At 42.1% G+C, this 21,359-nt stretch carries 13 protein-coding genes, 1 other RNA gene, 8 pseudogenes and 1 riboswitch; of the genes and pseudogenes, 4 read left to right on the top strand and 18 right to left on the bottom strand.

Annotated elements, in window-relative coordinates; translation table 11 throughout:
• Window positions 1–62: 62 nt before the first annotated feature.
• Window positions 63–494: a transcriptional regulator MntR gene (gene mntR / locus MFLO_RS04615; RefSeq protein WP_036096808.1), complete on the bottom strand. Its 432-nt coding sequence runs from the start codon at window positions 492–494 to the stop codon at window positions 63–65.
• Window positions 495–858: 364 nt separating this feature from the next.
• Between mntR and cspD the strand changes: the two genes are divergently transcribed.
• Both cspD and MFLO_RS04605 read left to right on the top strand, forming a co-directional pair.
• Window positions 859–1,059: a cold-shock protein CspD gene (cspD, locus tag MFLO_RS04610; RefSeq protein WP_036096707.1), complete on the top strand. Its 201-nt coding sequence runs from the start codon at window positions 859–861 to the stop codon at window positions 1,057–1,059.
• An 84-nt stretch (window positions 1,060–1,143) separates the two neighbouring features.
• Window positions 1,144–1,548, top strand: a complete 405-nt coding sequence (locus MFLO_RS04605; RefSeq protein WP_036096705.1) for a ribonuclease HI family protein — start codon at window positions 1,144–1,146, stop codon at window positions 1,546–1,548.
• A gap of 199 nt (window positions 1,549–1,747) precedes the next feature.
• Here the strand turns inward: MFLO_RS04605 and MFLO_RS04600 are convergent, their stop codons facing one another.
• The 10 genes and pseudogenes from MFLO_RS04600 to MFLO_RS04560 form a co-directional block, all read right to left on the bottom strand.
• Complete coding sequence (locus tag MFLO_RS04600) at window positions 1,748–2,623, bottom strand: 5'-3' exonuclease (protein WP_036096704.1); 876 nt, start codon at window positions 2,621–2,623, stop codon at window positions 1,748–1,750.
• Between the two features lie 173 nt (window positions 2,624–2,796).
• The gene (rpsN, locus tag MFLO_RS04595; RefSeq protein WP_036096703.1) at window positions 2,797–3,066 is read right to left on the bottom strand and encodes a 30S ribosomal protein S14; all 270 of its coding nucleotides are present in this window, start codon (window positions 3,064–3,066) and stop codon (window positions 2,797–2,799) included.
• A gap of 147 nt (window positions 3,067–3,213) precedes the next feature.
• On the bottom strand, window positions 3,214–4,524 hold the full coding sequence (locus MFLO_RS04590; RefSeq protein WP_036096702.1) for a nucleobase:cation symporter-2 family protein: 1,311 nt from the start codon (window positions 4,522–4,524) through the stop codon (window positions 3,214–3,216).
• 3 nt (window positions 4,525–4,527) lie between these two features.
• Entirely contained in the window at window positions 4,528–5,106 is a 579-nt protein-coding gene (locus MFLO_RS04585; RefSeq protein ID WP_036096701.1) for a xanthine phosphoribosyltransferase, read from the bottom strand.
• Between the two features lie 86 nt (window positions 5,107–5,192).
• Window positions 5,193–5,294, bottom strand: a riboswitch (purine riboswitch).
• A gap of 49 nt (window positions 5,295–5,343) precedes the next feature.
• Complete coding sequence (locus MFLO_RS04580; protein WP_036096700.1) at window positions 5,344–6,855, bottom strand: carboxypeptidase M32; 1,512 nt, start codon at window positions 6,853–6,855, stop codon at window positions 5,344–5,346.
• Between the two features lie 14 nt (window positions 6,856–6,869).
• A pseudogene (locus tag MFLO_RS04575) lies at window positions 6,870–8,004 on the bottom strand (THUMP domain-containing class I SAM-dependent RNA methyltransferase).
• Between the two features lie 122 nt (window positions 8,005–8,126).
• An RNA gene (gene rnpB, locus MFLO_RS15025) (RNase P RNA component class B) lies at window positions 8,127–8,500 on the bottom strand.
• 54 nt (window positions 8,501–8,554) lie between these two features.
• A complete protein-coding gene (gene gpsB, locus MFLO_RS04570; RefSeq protein WP_036096699.1) occupies window positions 8,555–8,896 on the bottom strand; it encodes a cell division regulator GpsB in 342 nt (113 codons plus the stop codon).
• A 110-nt stretch (window positions 8,897–9,006) separates the two neighbouring features.
• The gene (locus MFLO_RS04565; protein WP_036096698.1) at window positions 9,007–9,555 is read right to left on the bottom strand and encodes an SLOG family protein; all 549 of its coding nucleotides are present in this window, start codon (window positions 9,553–9,555) and stop codon (window positions 9,007–9,009) included.
• Window positions 9,552–9,912: pseudogene (locus MFLO_RS04560) on the bottom strand (YppE family protein). The gene MFLO_RS04565 and the pseudogene MFLO_RS04560 overlap by 4 nt, the downstream one beginning before the upstream one ends.
• A 237-nt stretch (window positions 9,913–10,149) precedes the next feature.
• On the opposite strand from MFLO_RS04560, the pseudogene recU reads away from it, so the two are divergent.
• Window positions 10,150–10,753: pseudogene (gene recU, locus MFLO_RS04555) on the top strand (Holliday junction resolvase RecU).
• Window positions 10,754–10,780: 27 nt separating this feature from the next.
• Window positions 10,781–13,401, top strand: a pseudogene (locus MFLO_RS04550) (transglycosylase domain-containing protein).
• A gap of 38 nt (window positions 13,402–13,439) precedes the next feature.
• Here MFLO_RS04550 and MFLO_RS04545 read toward each other — a convergent pair.
• The 7 genes and pseudogenes from MFLO_RS04545 to dinG all read right to left on the bottom strand — a co-directional run bounded on the left by MFLO_RS04545 (window position 13,440) and on the right by dinG (window position 21,359).
• Window positions 13,440–13,938: pseudogene (locus tag MFLO_RS04545) on the bottom strand (YpoC family protein).
• A pseudogene (gene nth, locus MFLO_RS04540) lies at window positions 13,931–14,591 on the bottom strand (endonuclease III). Before nth ends, MFLO_RS04545 begins: the two co-directional pseudogenes overlap by 8 nt.
• Before the next feature lie 9 nt (window positions 14,592–14,600).
• Window positions 14,601–15,318, bottom strand: a pseudogene (locus MFLO_RS04535) (DnaD domain protein).
• A 121-nt stretch (window positions 15,319–15,439) separates the two neighbouring features.
• Window positions 15,440–16,732, bottom strand: a complete 1,293-nt coding sequence (asnS, locus tag MFLO_RS04530) for an asparagine--tRNA ligase (RefSeq protein WP_036096696.1) — start codon at window positions 16,730–16,732, stop codon at window positions 15,440–15,442.
• A gap of 12 nt (window positions 16,733–16,744) precedes the next feature.
• Window positions 16,745–17,930, bottom strand: a pseudogene (locus MFLO_RS04525) (pyridoxal phosphate-dependent aminotransferase).
• A gap of 27 nt (window positions 17,931–17,957) precedes the next feature.
• Entirely contained in the window at window positions 17,958–18,461 is a 504-nt protein-coding gene (locus MFLO_RS04520; protein ID WP_036096695.1) for a cell wall elongation regulator TseB-like domain-containing protein, read from the bottom strand.
• A 108-nt stretch (window positions 18,462–18,569) separates the two neighbouring features.
• On the bottom strand, window positions 18,570–21,359 hold the full coding sequence (gene dinG, locus MFLO_RS04515; protein ID WP_036096694.1) for an ATP-dependent DNA helicase DinG: 2,790 nt from the start codon (window positions 21,357–21,359) through the stop codon (window positions 18,570–18,572).

The following is a 21,359-nucleotide window of genomic DNA, read 5'->3' as shown; positions in this document are numbered from 1 at the left end:
CTGTACGTGAAAAATCAGATTGCGCTGTGCTCGGTTTTTGCAAAACTGTGTCACTAAGTTAATTACGCTTCGTCATGCGAATCATCATGCGAATCCATGCTGCGAAGCTTTTCCAGAGTATCTGGATTGTCTTTAAAGAATTGAAGCAAATCGCCGATCCGATCAATCGAATTCCAGCTGAGATGATGTTCAATTCCTTCGACGTCTTCATAAACATGCTCTTCTTTCACTCCGATGGTCCGGAGAAATTCTTCGAGAAGCGCATGACGCTCCAGCAAGCGTTTGCCTGCTTTATTACCTTTCGGCGTCAAAATCAGTCCGCGATACTTTTCATAAACGAGATATTCGTCTTTGTCCAGTTTTTGGACCATCTTGGTGACGGAAGACGGGTGAACCATGAGTTCGTCTGCAATATCTGATACGCGTGCATATCCTTTGCTTGAAATAAGAGAATAAATCTTCTCTATGTAGTCTTCCATACTCGGTGTTGGCATCATTCTTACCCTCCAACTTTTTTCTCTCACAATCAAATTGTACTATAACTAGCCGCATTACACAAAGCTTTTACTTTTTTTTTTTGGAAAATCAACTGATTAAACTTCAAACCGCTGATAAATACTAACTCCTGCTTAATTATCCTTACAAATTAGTTCTTTAGAACCCTGCGACTCATAGATTTCATTTCATTTTTTTCAAAAACATCTAAAGAAAACCTTTACAAGTCGGAAAATTATATAATCTTCTCGCAATTCACTTGACCTACGTAGGCATTTTGTTATATATTAGGAGTATCGTATAAGGCTATCTTGTATGACAGAAAGGTCTTTTGGGGGCCGGGATTTAGGAGGATTCATTTCAATGCAAAATGGGAAAGTAAAATGGTTCAATAACGAAAAGGGTTATGGTTTTATCGAAACAGACGGCGGCGAGGACATCTTCGTACACTTTACAGCAATCCAAGGAGACGGTTACAAATCCCTTGAAGAAGGACAAGAAGTTTCCTTTGAAGTTGTGGAAGGAAATCGCGGACCTCAGGCAGCAAATGTAGAAAAACTATAAGGTCGAACAAAATCATAAAATCGAGCTGGCTAATTAGCCAGCTTTTTTGTTATGATTAAAAAAAGAAAGAAACGGAGGAAATTTATGGATCTTTACGTTGATGGAGCAAGCTCTGGGAATCCTGGTTTAAGCGGAGCCGGTATTGTGCTTGTTGCAGAAGGCATTCACGAACAAGTTTCGCTGTTTCTCGGTGAAATGACCAATCATGAAGCTGAATTTATGGCAGCAAAACGCGGACTTGAACTTGCACTTACTTATAAACCTGACTTCATCCGACTTTACTCCGATTCAAAAATCGTGGTTGCAAGCATTGAAAAAGAATATGTTAAAAATCCGCTGTTCAAGCCACATTTGGATGAAGTCTTACTGCTCGCAGGCAAAGTCCCGCTGTTTTTTACAAACTATCTTCATGTTAGTCAAAATAAACAAGCAGATAAACTGGCACGCCAAGCGATTCAACAAGCCAAAAAAAGAGGCATCCAAGGTTAGCTGAGCTAACCGGATGTCTCTTAATATAGATTTCTTTACTAAAACTCCCGTTGCTTTAGATTTTTACTCATTTCAAACAGCCAACTCAAACCTATTTTCGTCCAAAAAAGCTGAATTCCTTTTTCCATCATCAAAAAAGATGAGAAAAGTCTATTGCGAAAAAGTCATCTGTTTTTTCGTTATATTTCAGTTTTATTTTTCACAGCAAAAAATCTCGCTCAAGCGTCCTAAGCCCGTAATGATGAATCACATCGGCCGTCTCGCTTCCCATTTCTCGATAAAGCATTTGATCAAAATCAAGCGACAAAGGCACATCTGTATGAATCTTGGCAAGCTTACGGCTAAGCGCGAGCATCTCCGCATCTTCTTGAATTTTCTTTTGCTGACCTGGCTTAAGCTCCTCTAAATGAGTCATTATGCCTTCGATTGAATCAAATTCTTGAATCAATTTAAGCGCAGTCTTCTCTCCGATTCCGCGCACGCCGGGATAGCCGTCAGACGGGTCACCCATAAGCGCTTTTACATCAACAAACTGAGCAGGAGTAATGCCCATTTCAGCAAAAAAAGTCGCCTCATCATAGCGCTTGTAATTGCCGTACCCTTTTTGCATAATCCACACATCGTTACGCGGTTCAATCAGCTGCAGCAAGTCTTTATCGCCGCTTAAGACCGTTGTCGCAAGGTCTCCCGTTAATTTCATAGTAATCGTTCCGATGCAATCGTCCGCTTCATAGCCCGGAACTCCGATATTCACAAAGCCGAATGCTCCAGCCACTTCTTTTGCAAGGTCAAACTGCGGAATCATTTCCTCTGGTGGTGCCTTCCGCCCAGCTTTATAGCCGTCAAAAAGCTCGTTTCGGAACGTTTTAGCGCCCATATCCCAACAAATCACGGCATGGCTAGGTTCATTTTGACGGATCGCCGCAAAAATATGACGCATCATCCCCTGGACACCGTTTGTCGGAAGCCCTTTTTCATTATACATAAATTGATTCGAAACTGCGGTTGCATAAAATGCTCGAAATAGCAAAGCCATCCCGTCAATGACAAGCAGTCCTGGCTGGTTGTTTTTCATAAATATACTCCTTTTCTTGTGCTACTTTGTCTTATTTTATCATAAAACGCGCTTCGCGTCGGTAGTTTCTCCTCAAACGCTCATTTTCTGCTTGAATCCAAACTTATTCCCTGCATAACACAAAAAAGCTGCTGTTTACTTCTAAATAAAGCAAACAACAGCTTAAATTTATATTACCAGCTCGCTTTTTTCACGCCGGGTATTTGTCCTTGGTGGGCAAGTTCACGGAAACGAATCCGACTCATGCCGAATTTGCGCATGTAAGCGTGGGGACGTCCAGTGAGTTCACAGCGGTTATGAAGACGAGAAGGTGAAGAATCACGCGGTAAACGACGCAACTCATCATAGCGGCCTTCTTGTTTTAACTGTTCGCGAATTTCACGATACTGTTCCACCATTGCTTTTTGTTTTTCATATTTTGCAACTTTGGATTTTTTAGCCATAACAATCTCCTTTCTTTCTTTTTAAATCGAAATGATTACGTTTTATATTTTACGCTTTTTATCAGGATTGTCAAGAATTCGGTTTTTTTTAAAAAACGACCTGCAAAATTAGAGTACTACCTCTAACTTTTCAGATCGGTTTTGGTTTTATTTCGTGCTGTGGCTCAGTTCAGTTTGCTGTTCCTTTTTTTCTTTTCGATGTGGAATCATGTTGAAGATGATGTTCAAAAGAATCGCCGTGAAACTTCCGGCTACAATTCCGTTACTTGTAAAGAGCTGAACGAATGATGGGAAGTTTTTAAATAGGTCAGGAACTACCGTCACGCCAAGTCCGACACCAACGGAACAAGCAATAATCAAAAGATTTTCTTGAGACGTAAAGTTGACTTTGCCGAGCATTTTAATTCCTTGTGCGACAACCATCCCGAACATCGCAACCATCGCACCGCCAAGAACCGGTGTTGGAATAATTGTTGTTACAGCTCCGATTTTCGGCACAAGTCCAAGAACAATCAAAAATCCTGCGGCAACGTAAATGACTTTCCGTGTTTTAATACCTGAAAGCTGAACAAGCCCAACATTTTGTGAGTAACCTGTATAAGGGAATGTATTGAAAATCCCGCCAAGAATAATGGCTAAGCCTTCTGCTCGGTACCCTTTCGTCAAATCCTGCTTCTTAAGTGGACGTCCGACAATATCAGAAAGAGCGAAATAAACGCCGGTTGATTCTACCATACTAACAAGTGAAATTAATATCATTGTAACAATTGCCGGCCATTCAAATGTCGGCATTCCAAAATAAAACGGTTGCGGCATATGAAACCAATCTGCCTGTGCGACCGGAGCCACATTGATTCCTCGTAAGATAACTGCTGCTAGCGAACCGCCAACAAGTCCGATTAAGACGGCAATCGCTTTTGAAAATCCTCTTCCAAAACGATACACGAGCACAATCAGCAGAAGTGTGAAAAATCCGAGTCCAATATTATAAAATGAACCAAAATCTTTCGCACCTTCGCCGCCCGCCAAGTTATTAATCGCAACTGGAATCAGCGTAAGTCCAATCACTGTTACGACAGAACCAGTCACAACTGGCGGGAAAAATTTAACAACTTTCGAGAAAAACGGGGCAATTAATAATACAAAAAGTCCTGAAACAATAATCGAGCCGTAAATGGCTCCAATCCCCATGTCCTGTCCAATCAAAATAATCGGCGCAATCGCTTGAACAGCGCAGCCTAAAACGACCGGTAAACCAATTCCGAAAAAGCGGTTCATTGAAAGTTGTAAAAGCGTTGCAATCCCGCACATAAAAATATCGATCGAAACAAGATAGGTCATTTGTTCACCGTTAAATCCGAGTGCTCCCCCGATTAAAAGTGGAACAATGACTGCACCTGCGTACATTGCAAGCACATGTTGAAAACCTAAAGCAGCTAATCTTCCTTTACCAAGCATTTATTAATCCTCCCTAACAAATTCAATCGTTTCATTTTCAAGTGAAGCAATTCGTGCAAGTGAGCAAATATCAATCCCAGTTTCTTCTAGTAGTTTTCTGCCTTGTTGAAATGATTTTTCGATCACAATTCCAATGCCGGCAACTTGTGCCTGAGCTTCTTTTGCAATTTCAAGCAGTCCAAGTGCCGCTTGACCGTTTGCAAGAAAATCATCAATCAAAAGAATCGTATCTTGATCATTTAAAAAAGCTTTTGAAACTGAAATCTCGCTCGTTTCTTTTTTCGTGTAGGAGTAAACACTTGCTGAATACAAATTATCCTGAAGCGTGACCGATTTTTTCTTTCTCGCAAAGACAACAGGCACATTAAGCGCAAGCCCCGCAAAAACAGCTGGAGCAATCCCAGACGATTCGATCGTCACGATTTTAGTAATTCCCTTTTCTTTGTAATGCTCCGCAAATTCTGCCCCAACTTCTTGCATGAGTTTCGGGTCGATTTGGTGATTTAAAAATGCATCCACTTTCAGGACGTTTCCAGGAAGAACAGTCCCCTTTTCTAAAATGTAATCCTCTAGTACTTTCAACACCAGTGCTCCTTTCACGTTCTAAACAAAAAAGACTTATCCCCAAAAAAGCTTAAGAGGGATAAGTCAAATAAACCAGTTGAACTGATTATTTACTGATCACTCATAGTCCAGACATTTACGGTGTCCGGGTAGAAACTTATTGTCCATATCACAAAGATTATATAAGTGTGTATTTTTATTCATTTGAAGTCTTTTCATTATAACGCCGGCAGTTAGTCGGGTCAACCACTTTTTTCAGCTTTTTAGATTGTAAACGAATTCATAGCGTTTATTTAATAAATCGATTAAGTAATCAGGGTTTAACCCTTCACCTGTCGTATCTTTCAAAATTTCAAGCGGCTTTTTGAGCTTGCCGTATTGATGAATATGCTCTGTTAGCCACTCGCGAATCGGCGTGTAATCATCACTCTCGATAATCTGATCAAGCTCAGGCAGTTCTCTTTCCATCGTGTGGAAAAACTGTGCGGCATAAATCAGTCCAAGCGCATAGGAAGGGAAGTAACCAAAATCGCCTCCAGCCCAGTGAATATCCTGCAAAATGCCTTCGCTGTCTTTTTCAGGCCGAATTCCGAGATATTCTTCGTATTTATTATTCCAAGCTTCCTTTAAATCCGCCACTTCAAGCTCACCGTTCATCAGCGCCTTTTCAAGCTCATAACGAATCATAATGTGAAGCGGATAAGTTAAGATATCTGCTTCGATCCGAACTAGTGAACTTTCGGATAGATTTGCGGCGCGGTAAAAGTCTTCAAGCGGAACTTGCGCAAATTTCGGTTCCAGCTTGGTAAGATTTTTATAGTTGCTTTTCCAAAAAGCAAAGCTCGAGCCTAAAATGATTTCATAGAACAGCGATTGCGATTCATGTATACCCATCGAAGCCCCTTCTTTAAGCGGTGTTCCAGCAAGTTTCGGATTGAAATTCTGCTCATAAATCGCATGCCCGCCTTCATGGATAATGCCGAAAACGGCCATTTTGAAATTATCTTCATCGTAGCGCGTTGTAATCCGAACATCATGCAAGTTGAGGCCGATCGCAAAAGGATGAATCGTGTCGTCAAGGCGACCAGCATCAAAATCAAAGCCCATCTTGGTAAGAATTTGTTCACTGAATGTCTGCTGCTTTTCGCGCGGCATTGTGACGCGTAGCAAGTCTGGATTCGGCGCGGTGCCTTCCCGCGCCATTTTGCCGCGTAATGTCATTATCGCATCGCGCAGCTTCAAAAAGACGCTATCAAGCACTTCGACCGTCATGCCCGGTTCGTATTGATCAAGGAGCGTATCATATTTATTCTGCTCGTAGCCCCAATACTCGACAAATTTACGTTTCATTGTAACAATTTCTTCTAAGTAGGGGGCAAATTTTGCAAAGTCGTTCTCGGCACGTGCTTCGCCCCACACATTCTCTGCTTCTGCTACAAGTTTCGAATACGCCCGAAATTCTTTTGCTGGAATCTTCTTATTGAGCGCATAGACCCGGTTCGACTCGTCAAGTGATTTTGCTGTTATCTCGTCAAGTTCTGCCCTATGAGGTGCTAGCGTCGCGATAAAGGCTGCCATTTCCTCGGAAACTTCCATTTCAAAGATCTGCTCCGACAAAACCCCAATCACTTCCGCACGGCCTTCTGTCCCCTTCTTTGGAATCTTCGTGCGAATATCCCAATAAACGAGGTTAAGAGCTTCTTCAAGTGCAGCTTTTTTCTTAAGAAAGGCTAAAAATTCTGTTTTGGTTTCTTCTACCGTGTTCATATCGCTCACTCCTCCTAGCGCGGCTTGCGCGGTCCCCAGTATTGATAAAGATCAGTACGCAAATATCCATTATATAACTTCCGTTTTTTTTGTTGCTTTCTTGCCGTAAACTTCTTCAAATTGTTCAAAACTTGTCAAGACGTAAACGGACCATGTTGGCATTTTCGCATAGGTTTCTCCCATCTCACGGTAAAGCTCGCGGATGCTCGCTTCGTCTTCAAGTCGTTCCCCGTATGGTGGATTGGCGACAATCACCCCGTATTCTTTTTCGGTTGTAAAGTCGCTTGCTTGCATTTGTTTGAAAGAAATCAAATCGCTTAGGCCTGCTTCCGCGGCATTTTGTTTTGCGATTTCAACCATTTTATGATCGATGTCTGCGCCAAGAATATCAAGCGGCTGATCGTAATTCGCAAGATTTTCTGCTTCCGTACGAGCGTCTTTGTAAATTTGTTTCGGCATCCAGTCCCAATCTTCCGATACGAAACTGCGTCCGAATCCTGGTGCGATATTCTGACCAATCAGTGCCGCTTCGATCGCAATGGTGCCTGAACCGCAAACGGGGTCATAAAACGGACGATCGGGATGCCAGCTTGTTAGAAGTACAAGCGCAGCTGCCATAGTTTCCTTGAGCGGAGCCCCGCCTTGTGCCGTTCTATAGCCACGTTTATGTAATCCGGCTCCACTAGTATCAATCGTAAGCGTTACAACGTCTTTCAGGATGGAAACTTCAATTTTGAAAAGCGCTCCTGTTTCAAGCAGACGTCCGCTGCGGCGATATTTAGCTTGAAGCCGGCTGACGATTGCTTTTTTTGTGATCGCTTGACAGTCTGGAACACTGAAAAGCGTTGATTTGACAGACTTCCCGGAAACCGGAAAAACAGCATCCAGCGGTAAGAAATCTTCCCACGGTAGTGCTTTTGTTTTTTCGAATAGCTCATCAAATGTTTTGGCTTTAAATTCACCAACGACGATTTTGACGCGGTCAGCAACCCGCAGCCATAAATTGGCACGGGCGATTGCACTTTTATCGCCTTTAAAATAAACCTTCCCATTTTCCACCCGCGGTTCATAACCGAGACGTTTTACCTCTTTCCCGACAACGGCTTCAAGTCCCGAAGCGGCAGTTGCCAAAAGCTGAAATTCAGACACATCCGTTCCTCCTTTTTCATTTAAAGAAAAAAGCTGTTTTAAAAGGAGCGTTCGTAACTTGGCATTTCGCCAGCATGACCTTTTAAAACAGCTTCATTTTTCATTTCATCCTGCGATTAACGCTCTATAAGCCATGTTCTGTCCTTTACGACTTACAGGGTCCTCGTAAAGGGATAATCATCTATCTGCACAAGCTAAAAAAGCTTCTGCCTCTTCCCTCGTTCAAGTTCCTCGGGAAAAGTGCCCCTACCATAGTTTGAGTTTCTCGCTCGCGGGGTTTACCTCGTTCCACTCCTTTTATTTCTAAAAGGACTTCGTCACTGTGGCACCTTCAAGGTTCGAAAGCCATATCAAAAGACTTAGGCTCGTCACCTGCCGTCAAACCGCAAATGCGGAATGCCCTGGCTTATTGTTTGACCAGGCACGATCACTACGAACATCTCAGTTCGTGCGAGCATGGACTTTCCTCTGCAAAAAGCAGCGATTATCCGAACGTTAATCCATTACTGAGCTTCACATCTGCAAAGCCAACATTAAGATACTACCATAATTATTCCTTGTCGTCCAGCTTATTTCCAAAAACATGTTTCTCCAAATTAGAAAGTCGTTTCAAGATGTCAAAGTTTGTTGTTCCTGCTGGTTGAACAGGTGTTTCAGGTACACTTGATACTTCTTTTTTCACAACTGCCGGTTCTTGATCAAGCTCTTGCACAAGGCGAATGTTTTCTGCTTGAAGAGCTTCGATTTCTTGTGTAAAGGTTCCATAATCTTTAATGACCAGATCCAAAAATTCATCGACATCTTCCGGGTTATAGCCGCGGAGACCAGTTTTAAATTCTTTTTCTAAAATTTCTTTTGCTGTTAAGTTATATTCAAATTGCTCTTGAGCCATAAGTAATCCACCTCTATTTTTTCATTGCGTCAACTACTGACAATATACCCTTATTTTTTCAAATCTTAGCGGATTTGTCAATGTAAACCCTTCTTTTTTTTATGAAACCTTTAAAAATCTGTTTCGGCTTCGTAAACGATTTCTTGAAGCTCATAAAAATCAATCAGCTCCAAGCTGTACTGATTCTGTTCGTTCATAGCTTTCGCACGCTCATAGAAAAAACGTGGCGAGCCTTCCCGCTCCAAGTCGTATAGCAAAAGAGCACCATCCGTATGATCAATCATAAAGCGGTCGCGCAACTCGAACTGACCGGGGTTTTCATACGGACGCTCGGTAATAAAGGCATGGTAATCAGCACTGAGTATGACTTCTTCCTGCCACTGTTTATTGGTATCATTCCAATTTTGTGCTTGTCCTTGAAACGGTTCGAGCACGGCTAATTTAATAGGAAAAGACTCGGCCTTCAGTTCATTTACAGTTTCACCTGCCCAAAGCTCAGTTCCAAGCTGCCCGGAGATAATGACCCATTCAAGACCGAGATCTAAAAAACTAAGCAGTTTCTTCTTGAGTGCAAGCTTAATATAGCGTGCTTCCTCAGCATCCCGCTTAAAAATGCCCAGTTCAAAGCTTTTATATCCGGTCAAAACGAGCGATTTCATCTTGCTTCCTCCAAACTGCGCAACACGCGTTCGAGTGTGTATTTTGACGATTCGTAGTGATCATGAAAGTGTTTATAAAAGGATTTGCCGTTAAACGCATTCACAGCGGTCATTTGAATATTATCGCTCATTTGGCGTAGCTCTATTTCTGTCAAATAATGAGGTCTTGTTTCTTTAACCCATGGAACGGCTAAAAACAAAAAATCATCTGCTAGTGATTTCGCATGATCAACAAATGGTTTCATATCTCGATAGAAGTCAAATTCTTGCTGCGCTTCACGGTTTTTTAAATATTTTTCCCAGTTTTTTTTCGTTTTGTTCCATCAATAATTCAGTTTTCGCTTTTAAATCTTTCATCTTTTGACTTCCCCTTTATTTTCTCTTTAGTAAGCATATCATACTGCTCGAAAAAGCGATATTGACATGCTTTTGCTCGATTTGTCACGAAAGTATGATAAAATAAACCGATAGTATGTTCTCGTTTCTAAAGGCTGAATGTTTAAGAAAAAGGAAAATTTACTATCATTTTAAGGGAATTTTGTTATAATGAATAATGGTTTCATTTGAAATTTGAGAGGCAAAAGAGGTGAGCTTATGGCAATCGGCTATCCAAACGGTAAAAAAAAATCACTTAACTGGGCAAAAGCCGCAGAAAAAAGCGTCTCAAAAACCCGAGTTCGGTAATCGCGGAATGTCGCTTGAAGATGACATTAACGATACAAATGCCTACTATTTGGCTCGCGAACTCGCTGTTATTCATAAAAAACCTACGCCGGTTCAAATTGTTCGTGTCGATTATCCGAAACGAAGCAATGCAACCATTAAAGAAGCGTACTTTAAAAAGCCTTCAACGACTGACTATAATGGAGTTTACAAGGGAAAGTATTTGGATTTTGAAGCAAAGGAAACCAAAAACAAAACGGCTTTTCCGCTTAGCAATTTTCATCCGCATCAAATAGAGCACATGAAACAAGTCAGAAATCAAGACGGTGTTGCTTTTATCATCACTTCATTTAGTGTGCTCGGTGAAGTATACTTAACGATGTTCGATGCTTTTCTTCCATTTTGGGAGCGGATGCTTTCAGGCGGACGAAAATCCATTACAGTTGACGAAATCAGACAATACTCTGACCAGATTCCTTATGGTCTAAATCCTCGATTAGACTTTTTGGCGATTATCGACCAAAAGTGTTTTTAATCGAACTTTTAAAGGAGAGAATTTTTAATGGCAGAACAAATGCAAACAAGATCTGAATACCGCAGCCAAAAATCTGGGACTCCCCCCAAAAAAGCCAGGAAAAGTAACTGGAAAAAAAGTGCTGAAAATTATTTTCTTTGTCGCACTCTTCTGTGCTTTCTTTGGAATTGCTGCTGGTGCAACGGTCTTTTATGCTTATGCAAAAGATGCACCAACCCTATCGGATGCGAAACTACGCGATCCGCTTTCGTCTAAACTACTCGATAAAGACGGTAAAGTCTTTGCAGAAATCGGTACAGAAAGACGCGACTACATCGAATACAAAGATATTCCAAAGTCACTTGAGGATGCTATTCTCTCAACGGAAGACGCACGTTTTTATGAACACGACGGACTCGATCCGATTCGTCTTGGTGGAGCAGTAATTGCAAACGTGAAAGATGGTTTTGGAGCTGAGGGAGCGAGTACGCTATCGCAGCAAATCATTAAAATGTCGTATCTCGACTACAAAAATAAGACGCTTGGAAGAAAAGCTCAAGAAGCATACTTAGCCTTGCAACTTGAAGAAAAATACAGCAAGCATGACATCATTGAGATTTATGTCAATAAAGTCTACATGTCAGATCGCGTTCACGGCATGGAAACCGCATCTGAACATTATTTCGGCAAAAATCTTAAGGATTTGAACTTGGCAGAAACGGCTCTTCTTGCCGGAATGCCGCAAAGTCCAAATAATTACAATCCATATGACCATCCAGATCTTGCAAAAAAAACGCCGTGATATCGTGCTTAATAATATGTATAAAAACGGGAAAATCACACAATCCCAAATGAATGAAGCGAAAGCAGTAAAAGTTGCATCTGGACTTCGTTCAACCGCTGACCGCGAAGATAAGACATACAAATATGATGCCTACGTATCGCAAGTATTAAGCGAGATTCCAAAAGAATACGATGTGTATCGTGATGGGCTTACGATTTATACAGCACTTGATCAAGATGCACAAAAATACACGGAACAAATGCTGAGTTCAAATGATATCGTTCAGTTTTCGGATGATTTAATGCAAGCGGGTATCGTACTTCAAGATACGAAAAATGGTCGCATTGAAGCTATTGGCGGTTCGCGTAATCAAAAAGAAAATGTCACACGCGGATATAACTATGCGACACAGCTTAAACGTCAAGTCGGATCAACCATGAAACCAATCGCTGATTACGGTCCTGCTTTCGAATATCTGAACTGGTCAACTGCGCAAGTCTTAAATGATGCGCCGTACAGCTATTCTGGCGGTAACGAAATCAATAACTGGGATCTGAGCTATAAAGGCTCGCTCACGGTTCGTCAAGCGCTATACATGTCGCGAAATATTCCAGCGCTGAAAACACTTCAATCTGTTGGACTTGACAAAGCGAAGACCTTTACGAATAAGCTCGGATTTGACTACAAGGAATTTTATGAGTCTTACTCGATCGGGGCGAATGAATCTAACCCGCTGCAAATGGCTGGTGCGTATGCAGCTTTTGGCAACGAAGGTGTTTATAACAAACCGCATGCAGTAACCAAAATTGTACTTTCCGATGGCGATACAACGATGGACATGGAGCCTGAAAGTGAAACAGCGATGAAAGAATCGACAGCTTACATGATTTCTGATGTATTAAAAGATGTTCTTTCAATGGGTACTGGTACAAGTGCAGCTGTTCCTGGTGTTCCAGCTGCTGGGAAAACGGGTACAACAAACTTTGATGAAAACGCACAAAATAAATACAACTATCCCAAAGGTGCGGCTCGTGATGCATGGTTTGCCGGCTATACGACAGACTATACGATTGCAGTTTGGACAGGTTATGACAGCATTAAGAACTACCTTTCTTCAAGTGAACAAAAAATTTCACAGCGCATGTTCAGCAAGTTAATGGCTCATGTTTCTGAAGGTAAAGATACGGCTGACTTTAAAAAACCAAGTAATGTAGTTTCTGTTCCTATTCTGAGAGGATCTAATCCTCCAACAGTGGCCGCATCTGGAACACCAGGTTCAATGATTTCAAATGAACTCTTCATTTCTGGAACTGTTCCAAGCCGTACTGGTGGTTCAAGCAGTAGCTCTGCAAGCGAAGACACGGAAACAGATACAAAAACACAAGCGGAACTTGATCAAGAAAAAGCTGCCGAACAAAAACGATTAGAAGAAGAAAAGAAAAAACAAGAAGAAGAGAAAAAGAAACAAGAAGAAGCAAATCAATTAACTGCACCTGGTGGATTAAGTGCCAACTATGATCCGAACTCGAAACAAATTAATGCAAGTTGGGGAGCTGTTAGTGGAGCAACTGGCTATCAAGTAACAATCAATGGACAAACCTCAACTGTCACATCGACAAGTATTACTGTTGCCGGCGGTTCACCTGGTTCTGTAACGACGATTTCAGTTGCCGCTATAAAAGATGGTAAAACGAGTTCAGCAGTTTCAACAAGCGTAAGGATTCCGCAAGATACAAGTAACGGTAACGCTTCTGGTAGTGAGAACAACGATGGAAATAATAACAGCAATGGAAATAATGGCGGCGGTACACAGCAAAATGAGGGAAGCTCAGGAACGAATTCAAACACAGCTAACCAATCAGCAACCCGCCAAAATCAACCTTAATAAAAAAACGACTGGGAAACAAATCCCAGTCGTTTTTTTTATACTGTTCCATTTTTGGCAATAAGCTTACGCTGTTCGAGCATTAACTCATTCAACCCGCGAAATCCCAAAAAAAGTGTTACCTCGCTTAAGCGCGTAGCTCAACCGATCATAGCAATTTAACGGTTTTGCTTCAAGTTCATTGATTGCTTCTTCCAGCCGATTAAGTTCAACAGGACGTCCATTGCTCCAAAACAGTACAGAAAGAAAGATTCCAAGCGCATCTTTTACAAGTGCAGGATTAGGTTTCTCATGAGCTCTCAGCACGGCATCCAAATTTTCAAGTATTGCTGTCATGTGTTTGGACAGCTTGCGGCAGGCTTTAGCAGCATTCGTTTCCCAAGGCTTAACTCCCCCGTTTTCACTATAAAAAAGCTGTTCCTGCCAAAATGGTAGTCCACTCACGAAAATTGATTCACGATCTAACTCGCTGATTTCCACGTGTGGTGCTGGAAAAGCTTGATGTTCCAGCTGATTTACATATTGAAATTTAACCATCAAATCCTCTCGCTTTCGCTTGTTTCTTCCCTTCTCGGCAAAGGAAAAGTAGCGGACATGTGGCACATTCCGGTTTGCGTGCCTTACAGTGATATCTGCCGAAAAAGATTAAGTCATGGTGCGCCTCCGACCACATCTCCTCTGGAAGTTTGCGTTTCAGTGTCTCTTCCACTTCTTGAACTGAATCTTTCCATCTGCATATCGCAAGACGTTTCGATACACGCTCGACATGTGTATCAACAGCAATGGCAGGCACTCCGAAACCAACAGATAACACAACGTTAGCAGTCTTTCGACCGACCCCCGGAAGACTTTCAAGCTCTGCATGTGTTTGCGGTACTTGACCATCAAACTCTTCAATCAACCGCTTAGACAAGCCTTGGATATTTTTAGCTTTGTTGCGGTAAAGTCCGATTGAACGAATGTCATCTTCCAGTTCAGCCAGCGGAACACTCAGATAGTCTTCTGGTGTATGATATTTTTCAAATAGCGAGGCTGTGACTTTATTAACCAGCACATCGGTGCACTGGGCAGAAAGTACGACGGCAATCAAGAGTTCAAAAGTATTTTTATGCACTAGCTCGCAGTGTGCATTTGGAAACATTTTTTTTCATTTCTTGAATACAGAAAATCGTTTGTTTTTTACTCAGCATCTGTTTTCTTCATCCTTTTCTGTTTTCCAGCCAATCATATAGCGGAATTGAATTTTTACTCTTTTTAATTTCTTTTGGTGTGCTGGAATGCCCCGTTCGGCTATTTTGGTGAAAGTCGGATGCTACCCGTTTGGCATCTTCAACCGTTTTTACTTGCTTGTCTTTCCAGTTGAGCAAAATTCGATCTATATAGCGGAAATTCTTTTTTTTGTGCAATTACAGCCTCTTTTAAGGCTTCACGGACAAGTTCAGGAGGAAAATGATCGTGATCAAGCCAGCCGGATATCATTTCTGCTTCAAGTGGTGAAAGCGGGCGGCCAAATTCAGACTCAAATAAACGATAAATATGAATGCCTTCTTCTTCACCTTGACGGACTTTTTCTGTCAGTGTTTGATTTTCAAAGTAGGCTTGAAGTTTGTGGTATAGCGGAGCGAGCGAGAATCGCTCTGTCAAAACCCGATTTTCTTGATGCTGTTCAATCGCTAAAATCCCTTTTTGTGTTAAAGACTCGATTAGACGCATCACAGCCGTTTGCTCAAAGTTCATTCGTTCTGCTAGTTCGGCAATACTCGGAAAACGATTACCCGAAACACGAAACGATTCAATTTGAAGAACTAAGACAAGCTCTTGTTCATTCATTTGAAGCGCCGCATAATTTTTTACGACTACTTGCGGTAACGACACTGTCCCCTCAGTCAGCCATTCACTCAGTAAATTTTGATTCATCCTAAACACCTCTTTCAAATTATAGCATAGAGAGGAAGGAATAATAAGAAAATGAAGCTGAAAATGAAATTTTGGCAACAAAAAAAGCGGATGTCTTAAATTGACACCCGCTTTTTTTATTTTAAGGGTAAAGACGGTTTAAAAGACGTGGGAACGGAATGGTTTCGCGCACATGTTCTGCTCCTGTAAGCCAAGCAACTGTACGTTCAAGGCCAAGTCCGAATCCAGAATGCGGTACTGATCCGTAACGAGCAAGATCAATATACCAGCTATAAGCTTCTTCATCTAGTCCAAACTCTTTAATCCGCTCTAAAAGTACGGCAAGATCATGGATACGTTCCGAACCGCCGATAATTTCGCCGTAACCTTCTGGTGCGATTAAATCGGCACATAAAACAACATCTTTATTTTCGGGATCTTCCGGCATATAGAATGGTTTAATTCCTTTTGGATAATGTGTAATGAAAACCGGTTTATCAAAACTGTCCGCAATCGCAGTTTCATGCGGAGCACCAAAGTCTTCGCCCCATTCAATATCATCAAACCCTTTTTCTTTCAACAGTTCGATAGCATCTGTGTAGGTGATTCGCGGAAATGGTGCTGTCATTCGTTCAAGTACCGTTGTATCGCGGCCAAGGCGTTCAAGTTCTAGCGCACAATTGTCCAAAACAGATTTCACAAGGAACGCTACATAATTTTCTTGGACTTCAAGGCTGTCATTTAACTTGTAAAAAGCCATTTCCGGCTCGATCATCCAAAACTCGATCAAGTGACGGCGCGTTTTCGACTTTTCGGCACGGAAAGTCGGTCCAAATGAAAAGACTTTTCCAAATGCCATCGCAGCCGCTTCCATATACAACTGACCACTTTGCGAAAGGTACGCATCTTCATCAAAATATTTTGTATGGAACAGTTCAGTCGTTCCTTCTGGCGCACTGCCTGTCAAAATCGGCGGGTCAACTTTGATGAACCCTTCACGGTTAAAGAATTCATAAGTCGCGCGAATAATTTCATTCCGCACTTTGATAATCGCATGTTGGCGGTTTGAACGCAACCACAGGTGACGGTGATCCATCAGGAATTCCGTTCCATGTTCTTTTGGTGTAATCGGATAATCATGAGCCTCGGAGATGACTTCAATTGATTTGACGGCCATTTCATAGCCAAATGGTGAACGTGCATCTTCATGGATCGTGCCGGTTACATAAAAACTTGTTTCTTGTGTCAAGCCTTTAGCCAGTTGGAAAATTTCTTCTTCTACTTCAGCTTTCACAACAACGCCTTGCATGAATGCTGTACCGTCACGCATTTGCAGGAAAGCAATCTTTCCGCTTGAGCGTTTATTCGCAAGCCACACCCCAATCGTGACTTCTTGATTTACATAATCTTTTGCTTGGTTAATCGTAATTTTCAACGTCTACACTCCCTACTTCGTCATAAAAGCTTGAATTCGATTTAATGCAGTTTGGAACAATTCCGGATCCGTCGCATAAGACAGCCGAATGTAATCAGGCATCCCAAAGCCTGAACCTGGAATAACAGCGACGAGCGCTTCATTTAATAGCGCGGCGACAAAATCGTCAACTGATGCGTAACCTTTTAAAGCCGCAGCTTCCTTTGCTTCGATGAAAAAATAAAAGGCGCCGTCCGGCTTTTTCGGTTTGAAGCCCGGAATTTGTTCGAGCTGTGGATAAAAACGATTCATCCGTTCAGCAAAGGCTTGATACATACTTTCAGGAATCGCTTGACTTCCTGTATAAGCCTCAAGCGCAGCATACTGCGCATTAGCAGTAGGATTGCTTGTCATATGATCCGCTAGTTTTCCCATCCCGGCAATTACATCTTTCGGCCCAGCGGCGTATCCGATTCGCCATCCCGTCATTGAATATGCTTTCGAAACTCCATTTACGACAATCGTTCGTTCATAGAATTCCGGTCCAAAACTTGCAACAGAAACAAGGTCTGCTTTATCGCCGTAATAGAGCTTTTCATAGATTTCATCAGAAACAATCCACAAATCATGTTTGATCGCCACTTCGCCGAGTGCCTTTAATTCCAGAGCCGAATAGCTAATCCCTGTTGGGTTATTCGGTGAGTTAAGTACAATGGCTTTCGTTTTTTCTGTAATCGCTTTTTCAAGATCTGCCGGTAAAAGTTTAAAATCCTGTTCGAAACTCGTATCAACAAAAACAGGTTGTCCTTCTGCAAGTTTAACTTGTTCAGGATACGTTACCCAGTAAGGAACGGGGATGATGACTTCGTCACCTGGGTCAATAATCGTTTGGAAAATCGAATAAAGAACATGCTTAGCCCCGGTTCCAACAAAAATTTGATCGGCGGAATAATCGAGCGCCTGATCCCGTTTAAGCTTGTCCGTAATGGCATCCTTCAACTCTATAATCCCACTTGACGGAGTATACTTCGTAAATCCTTCTTCCATCGAACGGTACGCAGCTTGAATAATGTTTTCCGGCGTATTAAAATCCGGCTCTCCAGCACCAAGGCCAATGACGTCAATGCCTTCCTGCTTCATTTTTTTTTGCCTTTGCAGTGATAAATAGAGTTGGCGACGGCGCTACTTCATTCACGCGCTTTGATACAGGCCTGTTCATTTTTCTCTCCTCCAGTTTTTCTAACTCTTATAGATTCTCGATTTGGCGCAGCCATTCACCTTCGCCAAATGACATGTCATAGTAACCCAGTTTGTCGTTTTTATCCAAGTAGCTGACTTCCCAAAGCGGAATGCCATCTTCCATTCCAAGCGTCGCATTTAAAATCTTAGCCGGTTTTTTATCCGCTTGAACAATTGAACGCGCCTTTTGCTCAGAAATACCATCAGAAGCGTATTTAACGAGCACCTCGCCTGATTTTTTCTTTGGTACCCAAACGATGATTTTTTTCCCACTGCTGTTTTCTCCAGTTAGGACGTAATACGTTTCCTTTACACCGTTATAGAGATAAAACTGGTCTTTCTTCTTTAAATCAACGTTACCTTTAATGCGGGCAAGTGCTGTCTCTTCTGTTGTCTTAAGCGGCTTTTCGGCACTATTTAGAAACATAAGTCCCGAACCAAAAACGATCAAGAGTAAGACAACTACGATTAAGATGATCGGAAAAATCCTTAGTCTTCTCTTTTTTCGCACGTTATTCCTCTCATTTCTCTCTTCAAATTACCGAACATTCGGCTGAAGAATGCTAAACATGTTCTTATTATAGCAATTTGTCCAGCTTTTTTGAAGCATTATTCCTGATCACTGCCAAAAAAAATCTTGCATTTCTTCGAGCAGAAGCGGTTTGTTTCCTTTGATCTCTGGAACAGGCGGAATCGAGTTCAAAAAAGTTTGCCCGAAAACCGTTGTATCCACACGGTTATCGAACACAACGACAAGTCCCCGATCCGTTTCTCGGCGAATTAAACGACCAAATCCTTGTTTAAATCGCAGAACTGCTTGCGGCAATGAAAAAGCTTGAAACGCATTTTCACCACGCATTTTATGGAGTTCGATCTGTGCTTTCGTATACGGGTCATCCGGTGGAGCAAACGGAAGGCGAACAATCACAAGACAGCTCAGCGCTTCGCCTGGAATATCAATTCCTTCCCAAAAACTAGTCGTTCCAAGTAAAACTGCTTTGTCAAACTGACGAAACTGCTTTGTCAACCGGTTCACACTTCCGCTTGATATCCCCTGAGCGAGAATCATGAACTCAGCCAGCTCGTCTCGCCCTTTCAAATAGCTGTTCGTAAGACGCAGCATTTCATTTGATGTAAACAAAATCAACATTTTCCCAGCAGTTATTTGCAGCATATCCGTTAAATAATCCGCCAGTACTTTCGTGTATTCCTGCACTGGTGTCCCTTTTATCTGCGGCATATCGTTCGGAATTAAGATCCGTGCTTGATCATTGTAGTGAAATGGCGACGGAATTTGCGCTTCAATCAAGTCCTCGTCCGTAAGACCAAGCTCATTTTTCAAATAAGCAAAACTGCCGTTTACAGTGAGCGTAGCTGACGTAAGAATAACACTTTCCTTTTTGGAAAAAAACTGGTTCCGAAGGACTTCTTCCGGCGTCATATAGGAGCCGATCAATTTGAGACTTGCCACATGGTGATTTTTATCCGATTCAAGCGTAATCGTCATCATCTCATCTGATTCATCCTGCAGCAAATCAAATTCTCGGGTCATTTTCTTCCAATCGAGTAAAAACGAATATACTTCTTCGATAAACGCTGATTCCGCTTCCTTAAGCGGGGCTTCATGTTTGGCTTTTTCGAGTAGCTTCGTCAAGTGCCGCTCCACTTCGCGGAATAAAATGGCGACATTATCAGCCGCATAACTGAGCGATTCAGTAAAATGCACCTGTTCACGGTTTTGAATCAAAATCAGTTTCGTATCCGCCTTCCGTGTTTTGCTTAACAAACTGTGCAGTTCAGCAAAAAAGTTTTCCACCGCTTCACTTAAATTGACTTGTGCAATACTTAAATCGAATACATTATCCTCATTTGGAAAGACAAAAGCAAGCCGGCTTAAAAGCGAATATTTATCCAGCGAACCCAGTTGATTTAAAAAGTATTTTACCTTGCGATACGATAAAATAAAGCTTTTCTTTTCACGTGCACTTTCCGCAAAATGATGGGCTTCATCAATCACCGCAACAGAGTAATCCGGTAAAATCTTGCGCTCATTAAAATGATCCGCTAAAAGCAGTGCATGATTAACAATTAATAAATCAGCTCGCTTCGCTTTCAGAAGACTGAAACGATAAAAATCGTGTTCCAGCCAAGGATCTTGTTCTTCCGAAAGATACCAGCCCGTATGCTTCAGCCGATTCCAAAACAGCGCCCCGCCGCTTGAAAGATTCACTTCGTCAATATCGCCTGTCTCCGTTTCAGAGAGCCAAACAAGCAGTTTCAGCTTCGTCACAACAACATCGTATTGCGTATCTGTTTCAGAAAGCAACTGTTCAAATTTAAAAAGATTTAAGTAATGATCGCGCCCCTTTAGCAGCTCAGCTTTAACATCAAAGCCGGAAAGAATCCTTGCTAGTGGCACATCCTTTTCAAAAAGCTGCGTTTGAAGCACATTGGTATATGTACTAATGACAACCGGACCCGAACTTTCTTTAGCAAAATAAACCGCCGGTAAAAAATACCCGAGCGATTTGCCGATCCCTGTCCCGGCCTCAATCAAGGCATGCTTTTTCTCATGCATCGCTTGATTAACCACGTTCATCATCTCAAATTGACCGCTACGCGCCCTTAGCGGTGCACCTGCGCGCTCAAACAAAGCGAGCTTACCGCTTTCTTCCTTAGGAAATCCAGCTGTCTTTTCATTTGATTGACTGCGATGCGGAGGCAAAACTTTCTTCCGAATAACGAGTCCACGGTGCAATATCAGATCATCCGAAAGCGCTTCTTTAAGCTGTGTTTTTTTCATTTCCATTTCAAAGAAAAGCGTCGGTAAATGATTTTTAAGCGGTGCAGAAACTGCGACTAGCTTCTCGATCAGCGCAAGCGGCAAACGTTCAATCTTCTCAAGCAACTGAATAAAAAGCAGCGCCGTCACTTCTGCGTCGCTGTCAGCTTGGTGTGGATTATCGTGTTGAAGCTCGAACTCATCACCCAAATCTTGAAGCTTATAACTATCAACCTCTGGGTATAAAATCCGCGCCAGTTCAACTGTATCAAGTAACGGGATACGAGGCGGCGTCAGTCCGACCCGACGCATTTCTTTTTGCAGAAAAGTCCAATCGAACTGGACATTGTGCGCCACAAAAATGGTTCCTTCAAGAAGCGCATAAATCGTATCTGCGACATCTTCAAATAGTGGTGCATCTGCCACATCTTTCGCTTCAATTCCCGTAAGTTCCCGAATAAAAGGCGGAATGGCTTTCAGTGGATTGATGAATGTAGAAAAACGTTGCACGATTTGTTTATCCTCAACGAGCACGGCTGCAAATTGAATAATCCGATCATCGCGTGCCGCTTGGTTTCCCGTTGTTTCAAGATCAACAATCAAATATCTTTTTGGTTTTCTTTTCAC

This window comes from Listeria floridensis FSL S10-1187 (assembly GCF_000525875.1).
Lineage (GTDB): Bacteria > Bacillota > Bacilli > Lactobacillales > Listeriaceae > Listeria > Listeria floridensis.
Note: the sequence above shows the minus strand (reverse complement) of the source record. Positions and strands in the feature narration are given on the sequence as shown.

Bases quoted from the DNA above. Each gene is read 5' to 3' on its own strand.
- MFLO_RS04565 (WP_036096698.1), bottom strand. From the start codon at position 9,555: ATGAAATCGCTCGTTTTGACCGGATATAAAAGCTTTGAACTGGGCATT.
- MFLO_RS04590 (WP_036096702.1), bottom strand. From the start codon at position 4,524: ATGCTTGGTAAAGGAAGATTAGCTGCTTTAGGTTTTCAACATGTGCTT.
- MFLO_RS04600 (WP_036096704.1), bottom strand. From the start codon at position 2,623: ATGAAAAACAACCAGCCAGGACTGCTTGTCATTGACGGGATGGCTTTG.
- MFLO_RS04605 (WP_036096705.1), top strand. From the start codon at position 1,144: ATGGATCTTTACGTTGATGGAGCAAGCTCTGGGAATCCTGGTTTAAGC.
- MFLO_RS04580 (WP_036096700.1), bottom strand. From the start codon at position 6,855: ATGAACACGGTAGAAGAAACCAAAACAGAATTTTTAGCCTTTCTTAAG.
- mntR (WP_036096808.1), bottom strand. From the start codon at position 494: ATGCCAACACCGAGTATGGAAGACTACATAGAGAAGATTTATTCTCTT.
- rpsN (WP_036096703.1), bottom strand. From the start codon at position 3,066: ATGGCTAAAAAATCCAAAGTTGCAAAATATGAAAAACAAAAAGCAATG.
- cspD (WP_036096707.1), top strand. From the start codon at position 859: ATGCAAAATGGGAAAGTAAAATGGTTCAATAACGAAAAGGGTTATGGT.
- gpsB (WP_036096699.1), bottom strand. From the start codon at position 8,896: ATGGCTCAAGAGCAATTTGAATATAACTTAACAGCAAAAGAAATTTTA.